This window comes from Chryseobacterium sp. 2P (assembly GCF_059579425.1).
In genome coordinates this window covers 4,033,976-4,060,343 of the sequence record NZ_CM184194.1, presented here as the reverse complement: position 1 = coordinate 4,060,343, position 26,368 = coordinate 4,033,976, and the positions used below count along the sequence as shown (strand labels likewise).

General features: G+C 36.4%; 24 protein-coding genes. 10 read left to right on the top strand and 14 right to left on the bottom strand.

Going from position 1 to position 26,368, the window contains the following annotated elements; translation table 11 throughout:
- Positions 1 to 38: 38 nt before the first annotated feature.
- Positions 39 to 1,733, bottom strand: a complete 1,695-nt coding sequence (locus AC52CF_RS18485; RefSeq protein WP_290266495.1) for a glycoside hydrolase family 3 protein — start codon at positions 1,731 to 1,733, stop codon at positions 39 to 41.
- Between the two features lie 117 nt (positions 1,734 to 1,850).
- On the opposite strand from AC52CF_RS18485, the gene AC52CF_RS18480 reads away from it, so the two are divergent.
- Positions 1,851 to 2,381, top strand: coding sequence for a hypothetical protein (locus tag AC52CF_RS18480; protein WP_214588406.1), 531 nt, complete (start codon positions 1,851 to 1,853; stop codon positions 2,379 to 2,381).
- A gap of 80 nt (positions 2,382 to 2,461) precedes the next feature.
- Here AC52CF_RS18480 and ribA read toward each other — a convergent pair whose 3' ends face one another.
- The 8 genes from ribA to AC52CF_RS18440 form a co-directional block, all read right to left on the bottom strand.
- Positions 2,462 to 3,058 carry a GTP cyclohydrolase II gene (ribA, locus tag AC52CF_RS18475; protein ID WP_290266496.1) on the bottom strand — a complete coding sequence of 199 codons (597 nt, stop codon included), beginning with the start codon at positions 3,056 to 3,058 and terminating at the stop codon, positions 2,462 to 2,464.
- Positions 3,059 to 3,076: 18 nt separating this feature from the next.
- Positions 3,077 to 3,535, bottom strand: a complete 459-nt coding sequence (locus AC52CF_RS18470) for a hypothetical protein (RefSeq protein WP_290266497.1) — start codon at positions 3,533 to 3,535, stop codon at positions 3,077 to 3,079.
- The gene (locus tag AC52CF_RS18465; RefSeq protein WP_214588409.1) at positions 3,532 to 4,146 is read right to left on the bottom strand and encodes a DUF4254 domain-containing protein; all 615 of its coding nucleotides are present in this window, start codon (positions 4,144 to 4,146) and stop codon (positions 3,532 to 3,534) included. The genes AC52CF_RS18470 and AC52CF_RS18465 overlap by 4 nt, the downstream gene beginning before the upstream one ends.
- Positions 4,147 to 4,162: 16 nt before the next feature.
- Positions 4,163 to 4,369 carry a twin-arginine translocase TatA/TatE family subunit gene (locus tag AC52CF_RS18460; RefSeq protein ID WP_042721620.1) on the bottom strand — a complete coding sequence of 69 codons (207 nt, stop codon included), beginning with the start codon at positions 4,367 to 4,369 and terminating at the stop codon, positions 4,163 to 4,165.
- 30 nt (positions 4,370 to 4,399) lie between these two features.
- The gene (locus AC52CF_RS18455) at positions 4,400 to 5,965 is read right to left on the bottom strand and encodes a peptidoglycan DD-metalloendopeptidase family protein (RefSeq protein ID WP_235132969.1); all 1,566 of its coding nucleotides are present in this window, start codon (positions 5,963 to 5,965) and stop codon (positions 4,400 to 4,402) included.
- Positions 5,962 to 6,801 (bottom strand): lipoprotein insertase outer membrane protein LolB1, encoded by an 840-nt coding sequence (lolB1, locus tag AC52CF_RS18450; protein WP_214588411.1) that lies wholly within the window; start codon positions 6,799 to 6,801, stop codon positions 5,962 to 5,964. Before lolB1 ends, AC52CF_RS18455 begins: the two co-directional genes overlap by 4 nt.
- A 107-nt stretch (positions 6,802 to 6,908) precedes the next feature.
- Positions 6,909 to 7,925: a sugar phosphate nucleotidyltransferase gene (locus tag AC52CF_RS18445; protein ID WP_214588412.1), complete on the bottom strand. Its 1,017-nt coding sequence runs from the start codon at positions 7,923 to 7,925 to the stop codon at positions 6,909 to 6,911.
- A 144-nt stretch (positions 7,926 to 8,069) separates the two neighbouring features.
- The gene (locus AC52CF_RS18440; protein ID WP_214588413.1) at positions 8,070 to 9,488 is read right to left on the bottom strand and encodes a lipopolysaccharide biosynthesis protein; all 1,419 of its coding nucleotides are present in this window, start codon (positions 9,486 to 9,488) and stop codon (positions 8,070 to 8,072) included.
- A 162-nt stretch (positions 9,489 to 9,650) separates the two neighbouring features.
- Between AC52CF_RS18440 and AC52CF_RS18435 the strand changes: the two genes are divergently transcribed.
- Positions 9,651 to 10,985 carry a dihydroorotase gene (locus AC52CF_RS18435; RefSeq protein WP_214588414.1) on the top strand — a complete coding sequence of 445 codons (1,335 nt, stop codon included), beginning with the start codon at positions 9,651 to 9,653 and terminating at the stop codon, positions 10,983 to 10,985.
- Positions 10,986 to 11,142: 157 nt separating this feature from the next.
- On the opposite strand, the gene AC52CF_RS18430 is transcribed toward AC52CF_RS18435, so the two are convergent.
- Positions 11,143 to 11,745 (bottom strand): FMN-dependent NADH-azoreductase, encoded by a 603-nt coding sequence (locus AC52CF_RS18430; protein ID WP_375181008.1) that lies wholly within the window; start codon positions 11,743 to 11,745, stop codon positions 11,143 to 11,145.
- 108 nt (positions 11,746 to 11,853) lie between these two features.
- On the opposite strand from AC52CF_RS18430, the gene AC52CF_RS18425 reads away from it, so the two are divergent.
- Entirely contained in the window at positions 11,854 to 12,234 is a 381-nt protein-coding gene (locus tag AC52CF_RS18425; protein WP_214588416.1) for a winged helix-turn-helix transcriptional regulator, read from the top strand.
- Between the two features lie 59 nt (positions 12,235 to 12,293).
- Here the strand turns inward: AC52CF_RS18425 and AC52CF_RS18420 are convergent, their stop codons facing one another.
- Positions 12,294 to 12,974 (bottom strand): response regulator transcription factor, encoded by a 681-nt coding sequence (locus AC52CF_RS18420; RefSeq protein ID WP_496517545.1) that lies wholly within the window; start codon positions 12,972 to 12,974, stop codon positions 12,294 to 12,296.
- A 15-nt stretch (positions 12,975 to 12,989) separates the two neighbouring features.
- Positions 12,990 to 14,237: a sensor histidine kinase gene (locus tag AC52CF_RS18415; protein WP_496517544.1), complete on the bottom strand. Its 1,248-nt coding sequence runs from the start codon at positions 14,235 to 14,237 to the stop codon at positions 12,990 to 12,992.
- A 162-nt stretch (positions 14,238 to 14,399) separates the two neighbouring features.
- On the opposite strand from AC52CF_RS18415, the gene AC52CF_RS18410 reads away from it, so the two are divergent.
- Positions 14,400 to 14,810 carry a DUF1573 domain-containing protein gene (locus AC52CF_RS18410; protein WP_076395107.1) on the top strand — a complete coding sequence of 137 codons (411 nt, stop codon included), beginning with the start codon at positions 14,400 to 14,402 and terminating at the stop codon, positions 14,808 to 14,810.
- A gap of 295 nt (positions 14,811 to 15,105) precedes the next feature.
- Here the strand turns inward: AC52CF_RS18410 and AC52CF_RS18405 are convergent, their stop codons facing one another.
- Both AC52CF_RS18405 and AC52CF_RS18400 read right to left on the bottom strand, forming a co-directional pair.
- Positions 15,106 to 16,722, bottom strand: a complete 1,617-nt coding sequence (locus AC52CF_RS18405; RefSeq protein WP_496517543.1) for a DUF1501 domain-containing protein — start codon at positions 16,720 to 16,722, stop codon at positions 15,106 to 15,108.
- 4 nt (positions 16,723 to 16,726) lie between these two features.
- Positions 16,727 to 18,361 (bottom strand): DUF1800 family protein, encoded by a 1,635-nt coding sequence (locus AC52CF_RS18400; protein WP_496517542.1) that lies wholly within the window; start codon positions 18,359 to 18,361, stop codon positions 16,727 to 16,729.
- Between the two features lie 221 nt (positions 18,362 to 18,582).
- Between AC52CF_RS18400 and AC52CF_RS18395 the strand changes: the two genes are divergently transcribed.
- The 6 genes from AC52CF_RS18395 to AC52CF_RS18370 all read left to right on the top strand — a co-directional run bounded on the left by AC52CF_RS18395 (position 18,583) and on the right by AC52CF_RS18370 (position 25,993).
- A complete protein-coding gene (locus tag AC52CF_RS18395) occupies positions 18,583 to 19,464 on the top strand; it encodes an SDR family oxidoreductase (protein WP_496517541.1) in 882 nt (293 codons plus the stop codon).
- A gap of 469 nt (positions 19,465 to 19,933) precedes the next feature.
- A complete protein-coding gene (locus AC52CF_RS18390) occupies positions 19,934 to 20,806 on the top strand; it encodes a DUF2589 domain-containing protein (RefSeq protein WP_271160310.1) in 873 nt (290 codons plus the stop codon).
- Positions 20,807 to 20,822: 16 nt separating this feature from the next.
- Complete coding sequence (locus tag AC52CF_RS18385) at positions 20,823 to 21,521, top strand: hypothetical protein (protein ID WP_496517540.1); 699 nt, start codon at positions 20,823 to 20,825, stop codon at positions 21,519 to 21,521.
- Complete coding sequence (locus AC52CF_RS18380; protein WP_496517539.1) at positions 21,521 to 22,099, top strand: hypothetical protein; 579 nt, start codon at positions 21,521 to 21,523, stop codon at positions 22,097 to 22,099. Before AC52CF_RS18385 ends, AC52CF_RS18380 begins: the two co-directional genes overlap by 1 nt.
- A gap of 163 nt (positions 22,100 to 22,262) precedes the next feature.
- The gene (locus AC52CF_RS18375) at positions 22,263 to 23,519 is read left to right on the top strand and encodes a S8 family peptidase (RefSeq protein WP_496517538.1); all 1,257 of its coding nucleotides are present in this window, start codon (positions 22,263 to 22,265) and stop codon (positions 23,517 to 23,519) included.
- 275 nt (positions 23,520 to 23,794) lie between these two features.
- Positions 23,795 to 25,993, top strand: coding sequence for a M1 family metallopeptidase (locus AC52CF_RS18370; protein ID WP_496517537.1), 2,199 nt, complete (start codon positions 23,795 to 23,797; stop codon positions 25,991 to 25,993).
- Positions 25,994 to 26,368: the final 375 nt, after the last annotated feature.

Genomic DNA, 26,368 nt, shown 5'->3' with positions numbered 1-26,368 from the left:
TTGGGGTTTTGATGTTGTAAATTTTAGAATTTACACCTTTATTTTACAATTGCTGGAATGAGATCCATTCCCATCCCTGCCTTCAAAGTATCATTCACCAAAACAGGAAGCCTGCCTTGGATTTTTGTTTTTCCGTTGAATGCATCGGCTGTTGCGTTCATCGAGTCTTCATTGTTTTCATATGAAACCAGAACGGTAGAAACCTTTGAAATATCAACATCTTTCAAGGCGTATGCACTTCCGAAAACGTTAAGAATCACATTTTGATTTTTCGTAAGGTCGGATAATACTTTTTTTGAAACGTCTGAAATTTTATACGGTTTGTAAGCCGTGGAATTATCTTTATGGAAACCGACAATCACTGTTGAATTTGCCGGGATCGTAGCAATTTCATCAGCTTTTTTAATGATTATATTTGAACCTAATCGATTGGCAAATGTCTGATAGGGAGCTTCTTCCAATGGAACATAATATATCTGTTTCCTGTTCAGAGGAAGCAGTTTTTTTTCATCCTTCAGCAAAGTGAGTGCATTTGAATAGAGATTCTGAACTAAAGTTTTGTGAGAATCATTATTTAAATCTGAATTGATGTTTTCAGGATTTTTAGGCGTGTATTTATCAAGTCCTAAAAAATATTTGGTTAAAAGGATCTTTTTCACACTTTCCTCCACTCTGGATTGTGAAATTTCGCCGCTTTCAATAGCTTTCTGAATTAGTTTTTTTCCTTCTGCAACTCCCTGTGAAAACAGCATAATATCGTTTCCGGCTTTAAAAGCCATTGCATCCAGTTCTCCAGGTTTATATTTGTTGGCTACCGCACCCATATTTAAAGCATCTGTAATAATTAAGCCTTTATAGCCAAATTTATTTTTTAGAATACCGGTAATGATGTTTTTAGAAACAGAAGCAGGAATTCCTTTATTGGGTTCTAAAGCCGGAACGTATAAATGCGCTACCATTACACCTCCGATTCCTTTATTCATCAACGCTTTGAAAGGAGCAAGCTCTACATTGTTCAGTCTTTCCGGATTATGGGCTACTACCGGAAGATCGGTGTGCGAATCTGTACTTGTATCTCCGTGTCCTGGAAAATGCTTAATTGCCGCTAAAATATTATTATTCTGAAGTCCGTTTGCGTAAGCTGATGCAGAATTCACCACATTACTTACTTCCGAACCGAAGCTTCTGTTTCCGATAATAGGGTTGTTCGGATTGGTATTTACATCCACAACCGGCGCAAAATCCCAGTTGATGCCCATTCGGTGACAGTCTTCCGCAATTTTAGCCGACATTTTTTCAATTAAACTCTTATCCTGAATAGCTCCCAAAGTCATTGCCCACGGAAATTTGTGCGCGGCTGCAATTCTCTGGTACAGTCCCCATTCCGCATCCATCCCGATCATTAGAGGAACTTTAGATTTCTGCTGAAATTCATTTACCAGCGTAATTTCTCTTGCTGCATCGTCCTGCATCAGGATCAGTCCCCCGATTTTATCATTGGTGACGATATTTCTTACTTTTTCAATTTCACTTTCTCCTCTGTTGGTGTAAAGTGCCACAATGAAAAGCTGGCCGAGTTTTTCGTCCTGAGAAAGGTTCTTATAGGTTTTGTCAACCCATTGGTTTGCCTTTTTCAGATCGTCTTTGGAAATGTTTTTAGGCTGATATTGAGCTGATATTTTTGAGCTTGAGAATATGAAAATGAAAAGTGAACTGTAAATAAGTTTCTTCATAATTTTTGAATAAGAACAAAAATACAATTAAAAAAATCATGAAAACAATGTTTTTGTAATTTTTGGTATATGATTTGAATACGGATTATAAATAATAAACAACTAAACTTTTATAAAATGAAAAAAATTCTTCCAATCTTAATAATGGCTTTTGTAAGCTTATTTATATTCAGCTGCGATAATAGTAATGATACTGTTACTCAGGATAATGATACGTATTCTAAGATGCGTGATGTTACCGGCAGTTTTACTTCCGCAAACAGTTATGCCTTCACACAGGGTATCAATATACAAAGCACAGATGTAGTTTTAGTTTACAGAAATTTAGGTGCTGCATGGCAGTTAATTCCTAAAATGGAATATATTCCTAATTCAACGGGAATGCCTACCAACAGAGAGTTTCAGTACAATTTTGTTTTTGACAGTCAAAATGTACAAATCAGAATTGATGATGAGAACTTCAATCTTGCAACAGGTTTAACCACTGCGGAAGCCAATCAGTATTTAAACAATCAAAAATTCAGAATTGTTTTAGTTCCTGCAAGCGGTTCAAAAAATTCAGGTGTTAATTATGAAGACTATAACAGTGTAGTTAAATATTATAATCTTGATGACTCTAAAGTAATCAACACCGTGGTTACAAAATAAGAATATATCTTTTCAGTTTTTTATAATTACAAAAAAGCTCCGGAAGAAATTCCGGAGTTTTGCTTTTTTATATAATTATTTTACTTGTCATTATCATCAAGAAGATGACCGAAATAATCTTTTTTTGTCTGCAAATATCCTTTACTGATCTCGTTTGCAGGAATCTGCAAAGGAATCCTTGAGTTGAGACGGATATTACTTTCTGTTACATATTTTACCTTTTCAGGATTATTGGTGAGCAGATTGATATCTTTTACCCCCAATAAATTCAGGATTTCAATAGCCACACCAAAGTTTCTGTCGTCTGCAGGAAGCCCAAGTTTTAAATTCGCTTCTACGGTATCAAAACCTTTTTCCTGTAAAGAGTATGCTTTTAATTTATTGATGATCCCGATATTTCTACCTTCCTGTCGAAGATAAATAATAATTCCTCCATTTTCATGGATGTATTTCATGGCAGCATCTAATTGCTGGCCGCATTCACATTTTTTGGAATGGAAAACTTCTCCGGTAATGCATTCTGAGTGAAAACGAACGTTTACAGGTTTGGAAAAATCCGTATTTTCCGCAACAATTGCCATATGAGGCATCCAGTCGTTTTCGTTTTCAGAGAGCGCGATCATTCGGAACGTTCCGTATTCCGTTGGAACGTTAGATTCCGCCTGAATTTTAATCATTAATTCCCAATTAGTTTTTTAATTTCTTTTTACAGAATCTTCTATTGCAGAAATGTTGGTTTTTAATCTTACCAAATATCTGTTGAGAACTTCGTTATCGTCCTCTTTAAGATTTTGTCTGAGCTTCTGAATTTTTTTATAGGATTTTTCAAAGTCTTTTATCGCTCTGTTCTTTCCCTGAAGATTTCCGGCGTCTATTGCATACAGATAATTCTGAAGACTGTATTTCAACGTAGTAATCTCTGTATTTAAAGCGGTAATCTTAAACTGTGGAAAAGTAGCAATAAGATTGGATATTTCGGAAGCATTTACATTATCACGAACATTAATTTCGATGCTGTTTTTGTCTCCTTTATCGGAATCTGAACCTTTTGTTTCGCTATAAAAACTGTTAGACAACGGAGAAAAATTCTGTTTTTCCGTTGCACAGGAAGACGTTATAATTAGTAATACTCCAAAAAAAATTAGTCGTTTCATTTTTGCTGCCCCTTTTGATAAAGGATTGGGTTAAGACTTTCATCATTGTACATTTTCATCTGTTTGTACACTTTCATCTTAACATTTCCGTTCTCTATATCAGCAAGCAACTGATTAATGGAAGTAGAAAGATCTTCATGCTGCGTAAGAAGAACATCCAGTTTAGCCTTGCAGGCTGCTCTGTGCTCTTCAGAAGCCGATTCTCTGTATGCTTCCTGCGACATATGATAAACCTTTAATGCCAGAATTGATAATCTGTCTACCGCCCAGGCGATTGTTTCAGTATTAATTTTTGCATCAGGTTTAGGAGTAATATTTTCAAACTTTTTAAGAAACCAGCTGTCTATAAATTCTACCAGATCAGTTCTTTTCTGATTGGAAGCGTCAATAGTTCTTTTCAATTGAAGAGCTTCAGCGGGATCTATATTTTCATCTCTAATTATATCTTCCAAATGCCATTGAACGGTGTCAATCCAGTTTTTAGCATACAAAATCCGTTCCAAAGTATCCTTTTCGAACGGGTTGTTAATTAGAGTGTTAACGTCATCAGACACGTGATAGTCTTCAATAGCCTGATTGAAGACTTTCCATGCAGTCTCAGTAAAATTCATTGAATGTAAAGAATTTTTAGTTGCTCGAAGAGTTGTTGTTTGTTGTTTTGTTTTCAGAACCGGGTTTGTCCTCTTCTTTTACAGCATCTTTAAATTCTTTGATACCAGAACCTACACCTCTCATCAATTCAGGGATTTTTTTACCTCCGAAAAGAAGAAGCAGGATGATCGCTACGATCAAAATATGTTGCCAAGATAATGACAGTATTGTTAATGTATTCATTTCTAAAATTTTTACAAAGTTAGTCTTTTTTTAATAAGAAACCCAACCTAATGGATCTACCGGAGTACTTCCGTTCCATACCTGAAAATCAAGGGTATAGGTTCCGTCAAAATCCTGTCCTACAACGCCCACCGGTGTTCCTGCGGAAACCTGTTGTCCTTTGGAAACACTTACAGCGGAAAGGTTGGAATAGATGGTAAAATAATTTCCGTGTCTTAACATAACGGTTTTTGTTCCGTCGCTGTTTGCCAATACCGAAGAAACGGTTCCCGGGAATACAGATTTTGCTCTGGTTCCGGATGGAACGGAAATTTTAATTCCGTTATTTTCTTCATCAATATTTTTAAATACCGGATGCGGATGTCTTCCGAAACGGTGGGTAATCTGTCCGACTCTGTCAGCAGGATATCCCAATCGTCCTTTACTGTCTGCGAAATTACTTCCTGCTACAGTTGTAACGCCATAGCTTGTCATAGCCTTGCTTTCCGCAGCTTTTTTATCATCTTCTTTTTTCTTTGCTAAAGCGGCTTCCGCAGCCCTTGCTGCTGTTAATTTGTCGGATGCTTCTTTCGCCTTCGCTGCGGCCTCGTCAGATGCTTTTTTTGCAGCTATTTTTCTGGCTTCATCTCTTGCTGTAGCTTCAGAACGGGCTGCTTCTTCATTACGTTTTCTCTCTTCTTCCGCCCTTTTTTCGGCTAACTCCCTTGCTTTTCTCGCTTCAACTTCAGCAGCTAATCTTTCTTTCTCCAGCGCTTCTGCTCTTGCTTTTGCTTCCGCTTCGATTCTTGCTTTTTCTCTTTCCGCAGCTATTTTTGCCAAGCGGATTTTCTCAGCTTCAGCTTTTTTTCTTGCCTCCTCCTCAGCTTTGGCAATTCGGATTTCTTCGGCGATAATGCTTCTGATCTGTCCTTCCAGAGCTTTCGACTGAGTCTGCTTTTGTCTTAGTTCAGCAGTAAGTTTAGATTCATTTTTCTTGAATTCTGCAACCAGCTGTTCTTTTTGCGCCCTTTCTGCATTAATCGTTGTTAAATCTTTCTGCTGGCTTACCAATAAATTGGCTTTTTCTTTTACAGAATTTTGTCTTCTGGCAATCGTCTGCTTTATTTTTTCTGCGGCATTTGTAATTTCAGCCGCTTTTTTATCCTGATAATCAGAGTATTGTTTTAAATACTGTACTCTTCGGATTGCTTCTCCCAGATTTTTAGCTGAAAGGATGAACGTAACCTTGTTCTGCACTCCTTTATTTTTGTAGGCATTTACCAAAACTTTAGCATAGTTGTCTCTTAAGACTTTTAGCTCTTTATTCTGACGGTTAATTTCTAACTGACGAAGATAGATATCGTCTTCAATAAATCTTTTTTCCTTTTGGGTATTGGTATAAACTTTTTCTCTTAAAGCCAGTTTTTTGTTCACATTATCAAGATAAGCGACAGAAAGCTTAGATTCTGTTCTTGTCTTTGCCAGATCTGTATTTATTTGTGCAATTTGTTTTTTAAGTTCGGCATTTTGCTTCTGCAGCTGCTCTTTTTTCAGATTCTGCCCATGGTGGAATCCGAACAGTAACATACCTATTAAAAAGCTAAATTTTTTAATCATTGAATCTCGATTTTCTTATAACTAGATGGTACAGAATAAGGTGTTTCCATCCTCGAAAAGTCAAATTTCGTATTTTCTATTAAAATCTGGCTGTTTTTACTTCCTTTTATAATTATTTTAACATTTTTTGGCAACTTTACATTATTCGGCTGAAGCTCCCAATCACTATATACGATCTGCATGGCATCATTGGATTTAGCATCCCTTAAATTTACCGTGGTAAGATCAAAATCATTCGAATATTGCATCATAATTTTATACTCCCTTTCAATATTTTCTGTAGAAATTTTGAGATTGGAAATGGATTCTAACAAGTAGCCGTCGTTGTTCTTTACAATTTTGGCATTTCTGTCGCTTAAAGTGAAAAACGTTCTCCCTTCTAAAAGTTTTTCAAGATTTTTATAATCAATAAAGTTAACGTTAAGGAGATTATTTAAATACTCAAAATCCGAATCGATGTAATTTTTGTTGTATTTGTCCATCGCCTTAATTCCTTCCGGAGTAATTAAAGCTCTTGCCGCATTGAAAAACAGGAAGTCTATTCTTGACCAGATTTTTTTATCGGTTTCAATATAAATAATGGCATCCAGCGGACTTACTTTAATATTGTCTGCAGTTATTTTACTGGTTATTTTAAGATAATCGAACTGCGGGTGAAGATAGATTTTCTGGTAAAAATCCATCCTGTCTCCGACATGATTTTCCTTCTTATCCGGATCCTGTACATCATTTACAGCAAGACTATCAATATTCTGATTTTGCTGCATGGCTGTTTTTCTGGATTTACAGTTGAAAAGAAATAATGTTAAAATAAGTAATGGAAGCCACTTTTTCATGCCGGAAAATTTGATAAATTGTTGCAATATTAACGCCAAACCACACAAAACATTTTGTGTGGCTTGAAGATAATTTATTTATGGTAATATTTTATATTTTCGGAAAATTATTTAGATAAAAAATCCAGAACCGAATAGTCTCCTAAAGAAATTTCCCTTGCAACACCGAAATACTGTGCAGAATTACCAATCATGGAATTGGAAAGATTTCCGTGGTTAATTCTTGTATTTTCCTGAATCAGAGAATTTTCTATATTTGAATTAACGATGATGGTGTTGTTTCCTAAAGAAACTCCGGGACCCACTTTTGAGTTTGAAATTTTCACATTTTCCCCGATAAAACAAGGCTGAATAATTAAAGAGTTTTCGATTTGAGCAGAAGCAGGAAAATGAGACATTGCATCTCTTTCGTATTCCAGAATTTTACTGTTGGTTTCTACGGTCGCATTTTTGTTTCCGCAATCCATCCAGTCGTTTACTTTTCCAAGCGTGAATTTTGCGCCTTTTGTTCTTAGGTTTTCCAATGCTGTGGTTAGTTGATATTCACCTCCGTTTTTAATATCATTGTTCATGATATAATTAATTTCATCCATCAGTTTTTCGGCACTGTTGAAATAATAAATACCGATAATCGCAAGATCCGAAACGAAAGTCTGAGGTTTTTCCACAAAATCTGTAATGAAGCCGTAGTTATCCAGTTTTACCACTCCGAAAGCAGAAGGATCTTCTACACTTTTTACCCAGATCACTCCATCTGAATTTTTATCTAAAACAAAATCTGCTCGGAATAATGTATCTGCGAAAGCAATTACTACATCTCCTGTCATCGACTGTTCTGCACATTTAATGGCATGAGCCGTTCCAAGCGGATCATTCTGATAGTAAATACTTCCTTTTGCTCCCAGTTTTTCGGCAATCTGAATAAGAGATTTTTCAATCTCAGGACCAAAATCTCCGATGATAAAAGCTACTTCTTCAATGGTTTCTCCCGCAACTTTAGCAATATCTTCCACCAATCTCTGTACGATCGGTTTTCCTGCGATCGGAATAAGAGGTTTTGGTACAGTCAGTGTATGTGGACGTAATCTGGAACCGCGTCCAGCCATAGGAACAATGATTTTCATAAATGATATAAATATGTTTTTTTTGTTATTTCTAATTTTTTATAAAGATAGCAATAAAACCGTTGAGTGTGGTATTGTTGCCAATAGTTTCAATGTTTTTGTATGATGTTATGCAGAAACTGCTATAAGCAAATCCGGAGCCCGTTATTTTTTGATTTTTGATAATAGCATTTCTTTTTCGGAATAGATTAAAATGCCGGTGTAAATGATGAATAAAAAATTTCCGATCCATAAATTGTAGTCAAAAAATTCAACAATTATGTAGCTAAATAAAGCCAAAAGCACAATGAAAAAAGATATTTTCTTCATTCTGTAAGGAATCGGATAGTATTTTTGACCTAACCAATACGAAAGAACCATCATTGAAAAATAGGCTGCCAAAGTTACCCATGCTGAAACCATGAAACCATAGATTTTTAGAAAAGCAAAATTTAAAATAATGGTAATAATTGCTCCTGTCCATGAAATGTAAGTTCCGACTCTTGTCCGGTCGGTTACTTTATACCAAGTCGAAAGATTATAATAAATTCCGAAAAATAAGTTAGCAATAACGATAATAGGAATAATATTTATGGCAATCCAGTAAGAACTGTTCGGAACCAGCAAAAGTTTTATCCATGAAACATTTGCGATGATTCCCAAAGCAACGACAGATGCAAAAAAAGAAAAATATTCCGTCACTTTTGCATATGTAAGTTTAGCGTTTTCATTCTGCATTTGTTTAAAGAAAAACGGCTCAATTCCCATTCGGTAAGCGGTAACGAAAAGCGTCATTAAAACAGCCATTTTGTAGCATCCTCCATAAGCTCCTGCGTCACCATCTTCAATTAAAAATCTTTGTATGAATTTATCAAAATTTTCATTTACCATGAACGCCAAACCGGCAATCATAATCGGCCATGAATATTTGATCATCTGAAGAAAAAGCTCTTTTGAAAATTGAAATTTAACTTTTAAAATTACAGGTAAAACCAGCAGAACCCCTAAAAAGCTTGCAGCAAGGTTACTGTAAAAAGGATAAGAAACTTTTTCTTTTAAGCCTAATTTCAAAGAAAATTCCTGAGGTATATAAAGAAATAGTGCAATTGCAAATGCACTTTGAAAAACAGCCTGAATTACTCGGATTGCAGTATATTTTATGGGTCTGTTATGAAATCTGAACCAAGCCAGAGGAATAACTAGAATGTTGTCGAAAAATGCAATCCATGCAAACCATCTGATGAATTCCGGAGTATTTGAATAATCAAAAAGATCTGCAATAGGTTGATTAAATAATAAAACCAAGATTAAAAAAACAGAGGATAAACCTGTCAAAAACCAAAAAGAGGTGTTGAAAACCTTCTGTTCATTATCTTTATCAGAGGAAAATCTGAAATAAGCGGTTTCAAAACCAAACGAAAGGACTATATTGACGAAAGAAATCAGCGCATAAAGATTCGTGAAAATGGCAAAAGCACTATTGTCGATATTTTTAATAAACAGATAATTAAGCAGTACGACAATTATCCTAGGCATAATCGCCCCGATTCCATAGATAATAGTTTCGTTAAGAAGTTTTTTCAAAATCTGAAATTTTTATGCAAATGTAAATATTTAGAAATTGATTTTTTATCAGCCGCATTAAAATTCATTCATAAACCTTAATTTTGAAGAACTTTGTCAAAGTTTTAAACTTTGACAAAGTGGGCAGCTTAGCTCCATCTCTAATTTGTAAAAAAAGTAAAAATGAAAACCTTAATCAAAAATGTAAAAATCGTTAACGAAGGAAAGATCGTTGAAGGTGATGTTTTAATGGATAACGATTTAATTTCTAAAATAGATTCACAAATTTCCGAAGAAGCAGACCGGATTATTGATGGGGAGGGAAAATATCTTTTACCGGGAGTCATTGATGATCAGGTGCATTTTCGTGAACCGGGATTAACGCATAAAGGCGATATTGAAACAGAATCCAGAGCAGCCATTGCAGGAGGAACAACCAGTTTTATCGAACAGCCCAATACCGTTCCGAATGCGGTAACACAGGAGTTGTTGGCTGATAAATATGAAATTGCCTCTCAGAAATCTTACGCCAATTACGGTTTTATGATGGGCGGAACCAATGATAATCTGGAAGAAGTTTTAAAAACCAATCCAAGAAATGTTCCCGGAATTAAATTGTTTTTAGGTTCCTCCACCGGAAATATGCTGGTTGACAATCCTGAAACTTTAGAAAAAATCTTTAGCAATACAAAAATGCTGATTGCCGTTCATTGTGAAGATGAAGCAACAATTAAAGCAAATACTCAGAAATATCTGGATGAATATGGAGAAGATATTCCTGTGAAATTTCATCATTTAATCAGAAGTGAGGAAGCCTGTTATAAATCTTCATCCAAAGCAATCGAATTAGCAAAGAAAACAGGAGCAAGGCTTCATGTTTTCCATTTATCGACTGCGAAGGAAACAGAACTTTTCAGAAATGATATTCCTCTAAAAGATAAAAAAATCACGGCGGAAGTTTGTGTTCATCATTTAACATTCACCAATGAAGATTATGAAACCAAAGGTGGACTGATCAAATGGAATCCTGCTGTAAAAACGCAAAAAGACAAAGACGGACTCTGGGAAGCGTTACTGGATGACAGAATTGATGTGATTGCAACGGATCATGCACCTCACACTTGGGAAGAAAAACAGAATGTGTATACAAAATGTCCTTCCGGAGCACCTTTGGTACAGCATTCTTTGGTTGTAATGTTGGAAAATTACAAAAACGGAAAAATTTCTTTAGAAAGAATTGTTGAGAAAATGGCTCATAACCCTGCCATTTTATTCAGAATTGAAAAAAGAGGTTTCATAAGAGAAGGGTATAAAGCAGATCTTGTTTTGGTTGATTTAAACGAAAACTGGACGGTGGAAAAAGACAATATTCTTTACAAATGCGGCTGGAGCCCGTTGGAAGGGATGAATTTCCATTCTAAAGTCACCCACACTTTTGTCAATGGAAATCTGGTTTACGAAAACGGAAAAATCAATGAACAGAAATTCGGGGAGCGTTTGCTTTTTGAAGTTGAGTGATAAATATAAAATAGAACGATATCAATAGGAGCGGACTTTAGTCCGCTTTTTCCATTTTAAAACGGAAAATGGCTTTAGCCGAAACTTGATAACAAAAAAAATCCTTGTTAAAGCTCAAAACCTCAACAAGGATCAATTTACTAACAGTCGTTAAAAATTAGTCAATACGAATACCCTCAATTGCTTTTTCCAAAGAAGTTTCCATAATTTCGGGAATAGATAAGCCTTCAGCACGCACTACACTCACGTCCGAAACTCCGTAAAAACTAAAAATATTCTTTACATAAGGAACATTAGAGTCAAAAATCTGATATGGACCTTCGGAATAAATATTTCCGGATGTAAAAGCAATGTACAGTTTTTTGTTTTGCAGTAAACCCTGAGGTCCATTTTCACTGTATTTAAAAGTATATCCTGCCCGCGAAGTGAAATCAAAATAAGCTCTTAAAGTTGCCGGAACAGAAAGATTATACATAGGGGAATCAACAACAATGATGTCTGCTTCCTGTAACTCCGCAATCAGTCCTTCTGAATATCTGCTCATTTCAGATTGCTCTTCAGAATAGTTTTCTGCCGGAGAAAAAAATGTATTAATGTGTTTTTCTTCCAGAAACGGAACATGGTCTTTAGCAAGATCGCGTTCTTTTATAACAGCATCTGTGTATTTTGCCTTAATTTTCTCTACAACGGCATTTCCCAGTTTTCTGCTTGCCGACAGTTCAGCTCTCGGACTTGAGATGATATGAAGTATATTTTTCATTATTAAAATGTTAAAATTTCTTTAGCAAAATTATGTACATTTGCTTATCAAAAGTTAGCAGTATACAAAAGGTTAGCGGTAACTTTTGGGTTAGTTACCATCTGTTTTATGGAAAATACACTCGAATTTGAAGGTCCTGCTACAGCGCAGGCCTGTTCAGAAAATCTTTCCGCCGTTGAAGACGCAATCTATGTAATCGGCGGAAAATGGAAACTGAAAATCATTATTGTCTTGCAGGATAAAGGGAATATAAGATTCAACGATCTGCAGAGAAATATCCCCGGAATTTCGGCAAGGGTTCTTTCAAACGAATTAAAAGATCTCGAACTGAATGGTTTTGTAAAGAGAGTAGTGCACGCAGAGCAGACTCCGGTTATCGTAGAATATATCTCAACAGATTACAGCAGAACCCTGAAACCCGTTATTATTGCACTTTCGCAGTGGGGAAAGACGCATAAACGAAAAATTAAAGAAGATTTTAAATTTTAAATAAAACGTTTATTTTAAATTAAAATTTGTGCCTTTACGATTAACAAAAGACAAAAAAATCATTTCTCAGAAAAGCGAAAACCAATCCCATGAAGATTCTCAATGGAAATATTTTCTTCATCGGAAAAAACTTTTCGCAGTCTTGAAATAAAAACATCAAGGCTTCTTCCCATAAAATAATCATCATCGCCCCAAACCGCCTTCAGAATATCCTGTCTTTTGAGAACGGTATTTTTATTACGGATAAAAAATAACAACAGTTCAGATTCTCTCTGAGTAAGTGTTACTTTATTGTCAGAATTGTGTAAGGTGTAATTGTTCGGATCAAAATCATAGTTTCCGACTCTGTATTTTTGTGGCGAAGATTCTTTTTTCTTAGATCTTCTCAGGAAGACTTCAATTTTAAGAATAAGCTCTTCAATGCTGAAAGGTTTTACCAGATAATCATCGGCTCCTATTTTCAATCCTTTAATTCTGTCTTCTTTTAGTGCTTTGGCAGAAATAAAAATAATAGGAATTTCAGCATCTTTTTCTCTGATATTTTGTGCGACCTCAAAACCGTTCATTTCCGGCATCATAATATCTAAAAGACAGATGTCGAAACATTCTCTGTTAAAAGCATCCAAAGCCGATTTTCCGTCAGAATAGCAGGAAATATCATAATGATTTTCCAGACTGTCCTGAATGAGGAAAGCAATGGTTTTGTCGTCTTCGGCGTAGAGAATTTTAGATTTTTCCATGATTACACATATTCTTTACAATGGCAAAAACAGGGTAGTGGTAATTCCTTTATCATTATTATTTTCAACAGAAATCTTCCAGTTATGCTGTTGTACAACCTTTTTTACATAAAAAAGTCCCAGTCCGAAACCATTTACCTCATCGCTTTTTGAAGTGTTTACCCTGTAAAATTTATCAAAAATATGAGGAAGATTTTTCGCAGGAATCCCGATTCCGTTGTCTTTGAACTTTAAATATAAACCTTTTGTGTCATTTAAAGAAGAAATAATAATGTGTGGCTGGGTTTCACAGTATTTTATGGAATTGTCCAGAATATTGTAAATGATATTGCTGAAATGAAATTCATCGGCTACAACGGAAGCACTTTCATCAATAGATAATTCAATTGAAATATTTTCATTCTTCTGTTTCACGGTTTCTGCAATTTCCTGAATGAAAGGCTTTAAAATAATTCTTTGCGGTTTCAGAGACAATCCTGAAGCATCATTTTTGGCAATATTCAGAATTTTTTCAATATGACTATTCAGTTTATGGCTCTGATCCGTGATGATGGAAGTATACGTTTGTAATTTAGGATTTTCCTTGATCTGTTCCTGCTTGGTTAAAGCTTCTGAAGCCAGCAATATCGACGAAAGAGGCGTTTTGAATTCATGCGTCATATTATTGATGAAATCCCTTTGCAGTTCTGAGAATTTTTTCTGCTGAATAATGGTATAAATAGAATACACATATACCAGAAGAATGATAATCAGGGCAAAAGTGAGAAGATACCAGAAACGTAACGAACTGATGAGATACGTGGTTTTATCCGGAAAACGGATGGAAAAATAATACACCAGATTTTTATGCTTCGGAAATTTAATCACTTTTTCATTCGGGCTTTCCTGATGTTTGGATACGAATTTTCCGTAGATCATCTGATCGCTGTGGCAATTGTACAATGCGTAAACATAATCGGTATTAATTTGAAAACGTGTAAATTCAGTTTTCAGGTAATGTTCCAGAACTTCAGGATGAAATTCATTGTTAATGTTTACCACATAATAATCATTGGAAATGTTCTGAACCGGACTTTCAGTAAAGGACGTTTTTCCGCCGGAAAGTTTTTCAACCACTTCCAGTAAAGCAATGTTTACGGTCTGATTGAATTTCTTGTCTTCAAGATTATAAGCCTGTCGTGTCCATAAAAGCTGTGCTATCAGAATTCCGATAATAGCAACAAAACCAAGCGTTATAATAATATTGAGTTTCTTTATTTCCATTTTACAGGAACAATAATATCCAAAAATATCTATTAATTTCTGATCATTAACAACTTATTAACAAATGTTTGAGACCGGTTAACAGGATTAATATAAATATTCATCTTACATTTGTGAAAACAAAAATAAATCGGTTCTTTTTAATTATTAAAATTTATACTCATGAAAAATTTAAAAATTTCAGCATTATTAGCAGTTTTGGCATTTTCTCCGTTTTTTGCAAATACACTTCCGACAGATAATAATCCGGTTGTAAGAATTCTTGCAGACGTTACATGGAAATCAGAATCTATTGATGTTGGAAATATTCCTCAGGGAAAACCAAAAACCATCAGATTCGAATTTACAAATACTTCGAAGAAGCCTATCATTATCGAAAATGTAGCGCCTTCTTGCGGATGTACAACAGCGGATTATACAAAAACGCCTATTCTTCCGGGTAAAAAAGGATTTGTAGAAGCTAGCTACAACGCTGCTGCAGCGGGTCCTTTCATGAAAACAGTGAACGTTACCACAAGCGACAGCAAAACTCCAAAGACCCTTTCTTTTAAAGGTACAGTTGTTGCTTCTTAATCTGAATAAATTTAATCTTGTTCAATATAAAAACAGCCCGACAGAAATTGTCGGGCTGTTTTTGATTTAAAATCTGTTTAAACTAATTTCAGAATTAACCACAAAAGTCGCAAAAGACAATGTTAAAGCGTTAAAGCTAATTTCAATAATATTCAAAGCGCTCAAAAGAATAAAAATCAAAGATTTTTAAAAACTATTGTGAACTTTTTCATTTATAATGATCAGCTTTAAATAAAAGTTTAGTCATCTTTTGTACCTTTTGTGGTTAAATAAAAAGTTTGAACAGGCTCAACTTCTAACGGTGCGAAACAATAATTTTTCTGCTCATTTCTTCAGAATCTGTATTAATTTTCAACAAATAATTTCCTTCAGGAATTCCCGAAACATTAATTTCAATACGGTTGGATATTGGTTTTTCTGACGAACTGTAAATCACTCTTCCGCTCATATCCATTAACTGATATTTTATATTTCCGGATGTTCTGTTGTCAAATTCCACATACACAAACTGGCTTGCCGGAATCGGATAAATCTTAATTCCTTTATCGGAAACAACATTCGATGCTCCCAAAGTTGAGCATACTGCATTCGCTTTTTGAGAATTTTTAATCACATCCACTTTCTGATTTCCTGTAACGTAATAATCCAGTTCCGAAGTAATCATCAGACTCGTACTTGCGCCAAGCCAATCCTGAAGAAGAGAAGCGAAAATCTGCCGGTAATCATATCTTCTTTGATTTTGGTTGTAGTAATAACTTGTCTGGTTGGTAAACACAGGATGATCTCCCAAAATTCCTGCGGCAGCAGCGTTTCCTACCACAAAAAACGGAGCAAGATCTCCATGATCGGTTCCCACACTTCCGTTTTCGCGAACCTGTCTTCCAAATTCACTGAAAGTCACCGTCATTATTTTATCTGCAATGCCCAACTGCTGAATATCTGCCTGAAAAGCGGCAACAGAATTGGAAATATCTGCTAATAGATTCGCGTGGGTTCCCAAATGCGTACTTCCGGTTTGTACCTGACTCACATGGGTATCGAATCCGCTTAAATTCACCTGGAAAATCTTGGTCTTGCTGCCTCCTTTAATCATTCTTGCCACTGTTTTCAGTTGTTTTCCCAAAGACGAATTAGGATAAGTAGTCGTGGAATTGTTTCCGGCGTTGAAAACCTGCATCACGCGGTCATAATACGCATCCATACTCGTGGCGACTCCTTTTATATAGTTGAGAAGATCATTATACTCAGAATTCATTAAGTTTAAATTGCTGAAAACACTCGATTGAAATCCGGTCACGTTGTATTCGATATTTTTCTCAGTCGTATGTTCATAAAACAGACATGGGTTGAGGTTTCCCATTTGTATGGCGAGCGGATCAGGATTCAGGGTCGTAGGATTTCCGGCAAGTCCCGGATACAATGCGCCGAGATATCTTCCGAAAATACCGTCGAGCAGATCATTACTTGCTGTACCGTCTTTTCCCGCAAACATAAGATTTTCTGACCGGAAATGCGAATAATTCGGGTTCGGATAGCCAACTCCGTTCATTAAAAGCAATTTGCCTGAATCATATAAACTTTTGAAACCCGTCATGGAAGGATTAAGTCCTACAAGTTTGCCGGAAGATACCGTACTGTCTAACGGAATATAGCTTCCGGTTCCTGAACTGGCAATTTTTATGTTGGGACGCAGAGCTGCATACGTACTGTACTGGCTGATCGGGATTACTGTATTAAGGCCGTCATTTGCTCCTGCAAGTCTTAAAATAACCAGAGAACGGTCATTAACCGTATCACAGTTAAGCTGAAAATCCAAAAACTGATTCATAAACCTCGAAGGCATTCCGTTGAGATAAAATGGTGCTCCCACACCTGCAAGAGATATTAATTTTAAAAAATCTTTTCTGTTCATGGTCTTAAATTGTTTGGAATTCAGGAGATTTAATGATGGCTTTTACCAGCCTGTCTATCGGGATTTTTACATTATTGGAATTTCCTGTATTAATGTAATTATTCCATTCGTTCTGCCAGTTTATAGGACTTAGATTGCTTAGGAAAACACTTTTAAAATAATCGTAGCGTGTGCCGTCCGGAACTTCCACAAACATCATCTGGAGAAATTCTGTTATCAGCGTATTTGCATTTCCCGGGTTTGAAAAATAGCCGCTGTCTTTTACGAAGGATGCATTATTCAGTTTAAATGTAAAGCCGTTGTAAGTAAGACCGTTGATGAAATAATCTATTGTATTGTTATAACGAATTCTCAGGGATGAAGTGGTAATCCAGTTTTTATCATAATTCGGGCTGCTGTAATATCCTGCATATCCGTTTACCGATTGCGGATTGAAGACTGGCATTCCCATATTGGAAGAGAAATTACCAACTACGCCCATGAGGCTGTGTATTGCAGAAGGATTTACTTCATACATTGGAACCTGAAGGCTGAGAAGCGAAAACATATGAAGATACAGCTCTACCGGATTTCTTACCATGTTTCCAATGGTCTGATCTCCTGTGATGCTGTCTTCTTCATCATAAAAATGTTTACTTTTCAGAAGAGTGGTAAGCGCAGGGATAATGTTGTAATTGTCTGCTTTAAGAGATGCTGCCAGAGGAACAATGATGCCGTTTTCTATTTCAGGAGTAATTAATCTTCCTACAAAATAGCGATACATTCTTCTGCAGTATGCTTTTGCCGTTTCATCCTGATTAAAAATCATGTTGATGAAATTCTGAAGCTCAGCTTTAATCGTTGCGTCTGTATTTCCTCCGGAAATTGCCTGATTTCCAAACGCGGACGAAAAAGTTTTGGTTCCAGTATCGTGCGTGTTAACTTTTACCTGACCTGTCGGAATATTCGTTACCGGATCCAGAGAATTAAGTCTTGCTGTTTTATCCAGATGTACCGATGAAGTAAGGGAGAATCCTGTTAAAACTCTTGCTGCCTGTTGTACATCTGTTTCCGTATAATTGGTATAGTTTCCCGTAGCAATCTGCGGTCCTTTTAAAATCGTAAACAATTCCAGAAATTCTCTAGCGTAATTTTGATTGGGACTTGTGCTCAGATTCACATTGTTGTTCAGGAAAATAAGCATTCTCGGATTTTGTGTTATTCTGAATGCCAGTTCTTTAAGACTTCCGCCAGCGTGAAATCTTAGAAGTTCCTTATAATCGTAATTCGTCCAGAAAGAAGCGTTATCATCCGTTACAAAAAGGATATGAAGAAAATAAGCAATTTTATGTTGTGCAGAAGAATCCTTCAAAGCACTGTAAAGCCACCAGTAAAGATCATTCCTCACACTGTTTGCCGTACTTTGTGTATCGGTAATCGTAGGATTTGCAGCCGTGGGAACAATCGTTTCACCCACGTTATTAAGCGGAGAAGGCGGAACCGGATTGCTGAAAGTAAATAATTCTGTCAGTGCCTGTTGCGGAGTTTTGGTCGCAAAATCCAGAATCTTTGCTTTCGTAATGTTGTAAGTAGTGCGTCTGAGAAGATGATAAGCATTCGAAAATCCCAGCACAGTAGTTTTAGGAGTAAGACTTGGCATAATTATGCTTTATTTTGAACAAATGTACAATTTTAATGAATTAAATATAATGTTTTAATAAAATTATAGAGATTAAATTTAGTAAACATTGAAAATGTTTCGTTATTGATTTTGTGGTAGGCTGAATCTGCTTTTTTCTGCATTCTATATCCTGCATAGCTTTTTACGCTGCGGAAATAAATATTTATATTAAATTTACTCATCTATTAAATAACTAAATTATGAGTCTTTATACACAGCCGATGCTTCGTGAAGGAGCTTTAAAAGATAAAGTAGCCATTGTAACAGGAGGAGGGAGCGGTCTCGGAAAAGCAATGACCAGATATTTTCTCGAGTTAGGCGCAAAAGTAGTCATCACGTCCAGAAATCTCGAAAAATTACAGGGAACTGCAAAAGAACTGGAAGAAGAAACAGGCGGAAAAGTTCTTTGTGTTGCATGTGACGTAAGAAACTGGGATGAGGTAGAAGCCATGAAAGAAGCAACACTAAAAGAATTCGGGAAAATTGATATCCTTCTTAATAATGCTGCCGGAAACTTCATTTCTCCTACAGAAAGACTCACCCATTCTGCTTTTGACTCTATTCTGGATATTGTATTAAAAGGAACAAAAAACTGTACCCTTTCCGTTGGAAAACACTGGATCGATTCCAAAACTTCGGGAACGGTGTTGAATATCGTAACGACTTATGCATGGACAGGTTCTGCTTATGTCGTTCCTTCGGCTTGCGCAAAAGCGGGTGTTTTGGCAATGACGAGATCTTTGGCGGTGGAATGGGCAAAATACGGAATCCGTTTCAATGCCATTGCTCCGGGACCTTTTCCTACAAAAGGAGCATGGGACAGATTGCTTCCGGGAAATCTGCAGGAAAAATTTGATATGAGAAAGAAAGTTCCTTTAAGAAGAGTAGGAGAACATCAGGAACTGGCAAATCTTGCGGCTTACTTAGTTTCAGATTATTCCGCTTATATGAATGGTGAAGTCGTAACCATCGACGGCGGAGAATGGTTGCAGGGAGCAGGCGAATTTAACATGTTGGAAGATATTCCGCAGGAAATGTGGGATGCGCTGGAAGCTATGATTAAAGCTAAAAAATCAAATTGATTTTAATGTAACGCAAAGATTTTTTTTGAAAGCATATTATTTTTAGAAGGCAAAGGCAAATAAAATTTGCTTCACGAAGCTTGAAAAACAGAGCTTCGGTAAATCAGCTCGTTGATTAATCTTTGCTCACTTATATATAATGTATTAAAATAAGACTTTGCGTTAAAAATTCTACATAAAGTTTAAAATATTTAAAAATCAGATATAGTACAATCGAAGATTTTTAAAAACTTACGTGGTTTTTTTGCATAAATACAATCAACTCAAGATAACTAAATTGTTAATATCTTTTGTTGTTTAAAATTTTCAAACCCCTTTAAACAAAGCAAAAAAGTAGATTCTCAATGGGGAATCTACTTTTTTTATTTGGGTGATTTTACGGTTGAAATTTAGGTGAATTACTGAGATATCTCATCACACACGACTATAAATTTGCAGTATCAATTTTTAATAACCTAAACAACCAAACATGGAAACATTAAAGTCGGTGTTGGAAGCGAACCACACCAAGAAAACAAAAAGTGAATTAATTGATTTATTAACAGGACTGGAAAAATCTTTAAGTCCCGCAGTCTACGAAAAAGTATCGGGTATTGAAACTTCCGAGCTTTCTTCTCTTTCCAACAAAGAATTGGTAAGCATTATTGAAGACTTCAAGAAAAATTACGATGAGAAGTGGGAAAAATCTTTCGCAGCCGTTTCTTCAGAAATCATGAAAATGATGGCAGGAAGAATGGCGGCAGATGATCAGGTTTTCAAAACTTCAGGAGCTGAAAGTGCAGATTTTGCAGCAGAATTGGGAAGCATTGATTTTGCAACCATCATCGGAGGTCCGTTGGATGCGTGTGTAAAAGCACAGTCGAATGCATCAATCAGCACAGTAAATTTCATCAAAGAAGTAGGATTCGAACAGGATGGAAGTGACAGTAAACTTCGTATGGCGGAATTCAAGTACAAAAAAATGGGGCCAAACCCTGATTTTGATCCGGCAGAACCCGAAAGTTCTACCAACCCGAAAGAAACTATGAACGATGTTGAAATTTCAGTTCCTTTCATTGCATTACTAAATGTTCCGAGCTTCAGAATTGAGACCTGCGAAGTGGATTTCAATGTAAAATTAAATTCTACTTACACCAAAGATGTAAGCGATGAATTCGGGATCAGCGCAGGAGCTTCAGGAGGTTTCGGACCGGTGAAGTTTAAAGTGGATGTTTCTTACAAAAGAACTTCAGCCACAGGAATTAAAGTGGAAAAAGAATATTCTCTGGGCGTAAAAGTAAGAGCAACCAACGACGAAATGCCTGCAGGATTGGAAAAAGTTTTAGGATTACTTGCACAATAAAAACCCTTTACGAGAAATGATTAAATTATCAGATTACCTGGATTATCTCAACAATGAGATAATTCAGGCTCGTAAAAAAGCAGACGAAAATGCGGTAATGATCGCAAAAGAATATGCTAAACACGAGTATTTAAAGTTTTTTAAAGTTCCAAGATATTCGCTTCCGAGTGTAAAGATGGATATTCCCATCAAGATTACAGATATTGATGCAGATTCGAAGTACAATTTCAAGTACAGCGAAGATCAGCTTGTGGAAGATGTTAACAAAAAAATCCGCCTTGTCAATAAAGAGAAAAACCTCAACATGACGGAGATTAGCAAAAAACAGCTTCAGACCAAAGAATTTACCAGTCTTTTTAAAACACTTGAAACCGGAGACCAGAAATTTGGTAAAAAACCTTCTGTGGAATTGCTTAAAGTTGATCTCAGACAGAATGTTAAAAGTTTAAATTCCGGAATTTTCCGCGTGCAGGAGGGAAACGGCGAAGAGGAAGTGAATGAGCTGAAAGAAATTTTTAGTAATGCTTTGCTGAACAGATTCAGCCTCGTGAATTCTAAAATCAATAACATCTACATCGATCCCAATACCAACTCTGCGGAAGATAAAGACAAGCTTTTCGTCAATCTTCATGTGGAAATGGAAGACGAAGGAATCAGAATCGTCTCTTTTAAAGACAAAGACGGCAAAGAAGTCGAACAGATAATTTTTGAGTAATGCAGGAACTCGTTCATCATACGATACAGAAAATTCAGGGATTGCTTGAGCATTTTAATAAAGTTCAGGAGTTTTATCTGTCGAAGTCTTTCGATTTTGATGCACAGTTTGAAGAATTTCTCTATGAATTTTTAGATTACCTGAAAACAAAAGGAAATACTACGTACGAATCCGAAGTTTTAAAGGTTATGAACATGATTTCCACTGTAAAAAGAGGATTTAATCCTGTTCAGATGGAAAAAATAGCTTCGGGAAAACGTGAGCTGACTTGGGGATTTTCATTCAGCGCAATGGAAAGTGTCCACAAATTTTTAATGGAAATGTACACCAAAGAGCATAAAAAACTGGATGAAGCAGAAGAAATTTTATCAGGATTAATTGTTTCTCTCTATCAAAACGGAATACTGAACGACGAAATCGTGAAAAGTCTCGCCAATGTTCCTAAAATTGAAGACTTCTGGAATTCTTTAATCAAACAAAACACTCAGATTGCCGGAATTAATAAAAAACTCAGATTACAGATGATTTCGGAAGACATTTACCTGCTTCTTGAAAAAGTTCTTTTAAAATTAAACTAATCTGTAATAATTTAAAATCTCTGTGTTTCTTAATTTAAGTGAAATCGAAGATTCAACGTAGCCAAACACCTTTGTGAGCCTTAAAAGCAATTAGTTGTAAAAAAAACTTAGTGCCCTTTGTATTAAAATTAAAAGGCGAATAATAGATTTAAAAACAAAACCCATGGAAAATGAAAGATACATTGTTGTTCTCGAAGATCAGCATAAAAACTCCCTCAAAAAAATTGAAAATGAATTTGATGTAAACATTACCTCATCAGAATTTCTTTCCGCAGAAAACCGAGCCTATGATGTTATTGATGAAGATAACGGAGTTCTCTACAAAAATCTGGGGGTTCTTGTGGTTGAAAATATGGATGAAGCACAGTTGAAAAGCGCTGTGAAAAACGATTCTAACCCGATCGTTTATTTTGAAAAAGAAAGAGATTTTTTTTCGGCGGATGAACTGTCGATCATCAGTGAACTGAAAAAACAGTCCGCAGAGATTGCCGACAAAATCACCGAGCTGGAAAAATACATTATAAATAAACCGTTACCGCAGAAACCTTTAGTGGAAATGGAATGGGGACTCAAAGCTTTGGGTCTCGGAAATTCATTATACACGGGAAAAGGTGTTGATATCTGTATTCTGGATACAGGTCTCGAACTTTCTCATCCCGATTTTTTCGGAAGAAACATAGAAGGCAAATCCTTCATTGCCGGAGAAGACTGGAGCCGTGATCCCAACGGTCATGGAACCCACTGTGCAGGAGTTGCGACAGGAAACATTCGGCTGGATAACGGAAAAAGATACGGAATCGCAAAAGAGGCTAATTTAAAAATTGCAAAAGTGCTTTCCGATGCAGGAAAAGGAACCACAAGCAGCGTTATTGATGCCATAGACTGGGCAATTACAAAGAAATTCAGAATTCTGTCCCTTTCACTCGCTTCTCCCGTTCTGCTGAATGAAGCGCCTTCTCCGCTTTTTGAAACCATAGGAGCAAGAGCTTTGGAAAACAACTGCATCATTATTGCAGCCGCAGGAAACGACAGTAACAGACCCGCTGTTCCCAAACCTGTTTCCATGCCTGCAAACTCCATGTCGGTAATGGCAGTCGGAGCAATTGATGGACAAATGAAAGTAGCTAAATTTTCCAATGCAGGCTTAAATCCTTCAACCGGAGGAAACGTCAATATCTGCGCTCCCGGAGTCGATATCATCAGTTCTTATCCCAAAAATTCTAAGAATAAAAACAGCAATTATTACGCAATGAGCGGAACAAGCATGGCAACCCCGCATGTTTCAGGGCTTATTGCTTTATATATGGAACAGTTTCCCGAAAAATCGGCAAAAGAAATCTGGGAACTCGTAGAAATGAAGGCAAAACCCATCGAAGGTTTGAAATACAGAGACATCGGAAACGGACTTATACAGATATAATGATGAAAACCTATTTAGCCGTTCTCAAACAAGATACAGATATCAGACAGCTTGAAAAAGAACTGAAAAAAAAAATGTAAAATTGTCTGCTCACTATAAAACCATAGGAGTTGTAAAACTCGAAAGCGAAAAGCCAGTTTCAGATAAAGATTTTGAGCAGTATTTTCTTTCTGTGGAAGAAGACAAAGAAATTTAACAAGATAAATGAAGACATCAGACTTTTCTGTCCGGAGAAGTCTTATTTTTGTTTACTTTGTTAAATTAAAAATAGTAATATGAACTTCAAAATTCCAACTCTTGTTTCTGCGCTTGCCGTGATGTTCTTTTCACAGTCTGCTTTGGCTCAGGAAGCCCCGAAATACAGCTACGTAGAAGCTTTTAAACCATTTTTCTATACACAGACAGGTACGCCTACAAGATCCGCAAGCGGACAGCCGGGACACGCGTACTGGCAAAATTCGGCAAGTTACAATCTCGATGTAAGCCTTAATGAAGCCAAAAACGAACTTACAGGAACTGCGGAAATCACTTATACAAACAACAGTCCTGATAAATTAGGTTTTTTATGGCTGCAGCTCGACCAGAATTTATTTGCAAAAGATTCAAGAGGAAATGCCGTCGTACCGACTTCGGGAAGCCGAAACGGAGCGCACGGTGAGGAATTTGACGGCGGTTACAAAATAAAATCCGTAAAACTGGACGGAAAGGATGTAAAATATACGATTACCGATACCAGAATGCAGATCGATCTTCCTGCCGAACTGAAAGCTCTGGGAGGAGTCGCAAAAATTAAGATTGAATATTCTTTCCTTTCTCCAAAATACGGTTCCGACAGAATGGGAATTCAGGATACGAAAAACGGAAAGATCTTTACGATTGCGCAATGGTATCCGAGAATGTGTGTGTATGATGATGTCATGGGATGGAATACACTGCCTTATCTTGGTGCTTCGGAATTTTATCTGGAATATGGAGATATTACCGCAAACATTACCGTTCCTGCCAATCATTATGTGGTGGCTTCAGGAGAATTGCTGAATTCGAAAGAAGTCTATTCCAAAGAAGAAATCAGCCGATGGGATCAGGCAAAGAACAGCGATAAAACAGTGATGATCCGTTCTGAATCTGAATTAGGAAAAAACAATTCAACAGGAACAAAAACATGGAAATTTAAAATCAATCAGGCAAGAGATTTTGCATGGGCTTCGTCTCCGGCATTTATTCTGGATGCGGCCAAAATTAACCTTCCGAGCGGAAAAAAATCTTTAGCAATTTCTGCTTATCCTGTGGAAAGTGTAGGGAAAGAGGCATGGAGCAGATCTACAGAATACACAAAAGCGGCGATTGAGCATTACTCTGCAAAATGGTACGAATACACGTATCCGGCTGCAACGAACGTAGCAGGAAACGAAGGCGGAATGGAATATCCGGGAATTGTTTTCTGCCATATGGATTCCAAAGGCGGCGATCTTTGGGGTGTTACCGATCACGAATTCGGACACAACTGGTTCCCGATGATTGTGGGTTCCAACGAAAGATTGTTTGCATGGATGGATGAAGGATTCAATACATTCATCAACGAACTTTCTACGGAAGCTTTCAACAAAGGAGAGTATTTCCAGAAGAAAAATATTGCGCAGATGAGCGGATATATTATGAATGACGGTTTAGAACCCATCATGGTAGGTCCGGACAATATGAAAGAAAACAGCATCGGATCTTTGGCGTATTTCAAACCGGGAATGGGACTTCAAATCTTACGAGAATCTATTTTAGGACCTGAAAAATTCGATAAAGCATTCAGAACCTATGTTGAAAGATGGGCTTTCAAACATCCTACCCCTTGGGATTTTTTCCACACGATGGAAAACGTTTCAGGTGAAGAGCTGAACTGGTTCTGGAGAGGCTGGTTCATCAACAAATGGAAGATCGATCAGGGCATTAAAAATGTAAAATACGTTAACGGAGACTTTAAAAACGGAGCCCAGATCACGGTTGAAAATATCGGACAGTTACCAATGCCGACCAACGTTCAGGTTAAATTTAAAGACGGAACACAGCAGATGGTAAAACTGCCGATCGAGGTCTGGAAAAGAAATACGGAATGGACATTCAGAATTAATTCTACCAAAGAAATCGATCAGGTGAAACTGGATCCGAATTCAGAAATTCCGGATGTAGATTCTAAAAATAATACATGGAGTTCTGCTGATGCAAAACCTATGGAAAAAGTAAATTTTAAAGAATTTACAGGAACTTTCGGAAGCAAGGATCTTCCGATGAAAATTGTATTTACAGAGAAAAACGACCAGCTTTTTGCTCAGGCAACAGGACAACCGGAATTTCCTCTGGAATATACCGGGAACAATACGTTCAGTCTGGAAATGGCACAGATTTCTTTAACCTTCAGTCAGGATAAAAAATCATTTACCTTGAAGCGGGGCGGAAAAGAATTTAAATTTAATAAAGAATAATTTTAATCTTTTGAGCCATTAAGTTTAAATTGAGAGAATAAGCTTTATCAAGAAAAATCATTTTTTTAAATCTTAAAAATTAGAAACTTAGATATTCTTAACTCCTTAACTCCATCTTAATGGTTCAATTTAAATAATATATGATTGTCCGTAATTTGCCATAATTGGAAAATCTTTGGGTTCTTCGCTGAGTGAAACGCCTTTGCGAACTTAAAAACAGTTAGTATATAAAGAATCTTTGCGAGTCTTTGCGTTAAAAAAAGCAGTTTGATTAATAACGGATAATCAATAAATAATAAATCAAAACTTCGGAAAATACTCCGGAGTTTTTTGTTTTTAAATTGAATTTAATATTAAAATGCCTAATTCTAGAGG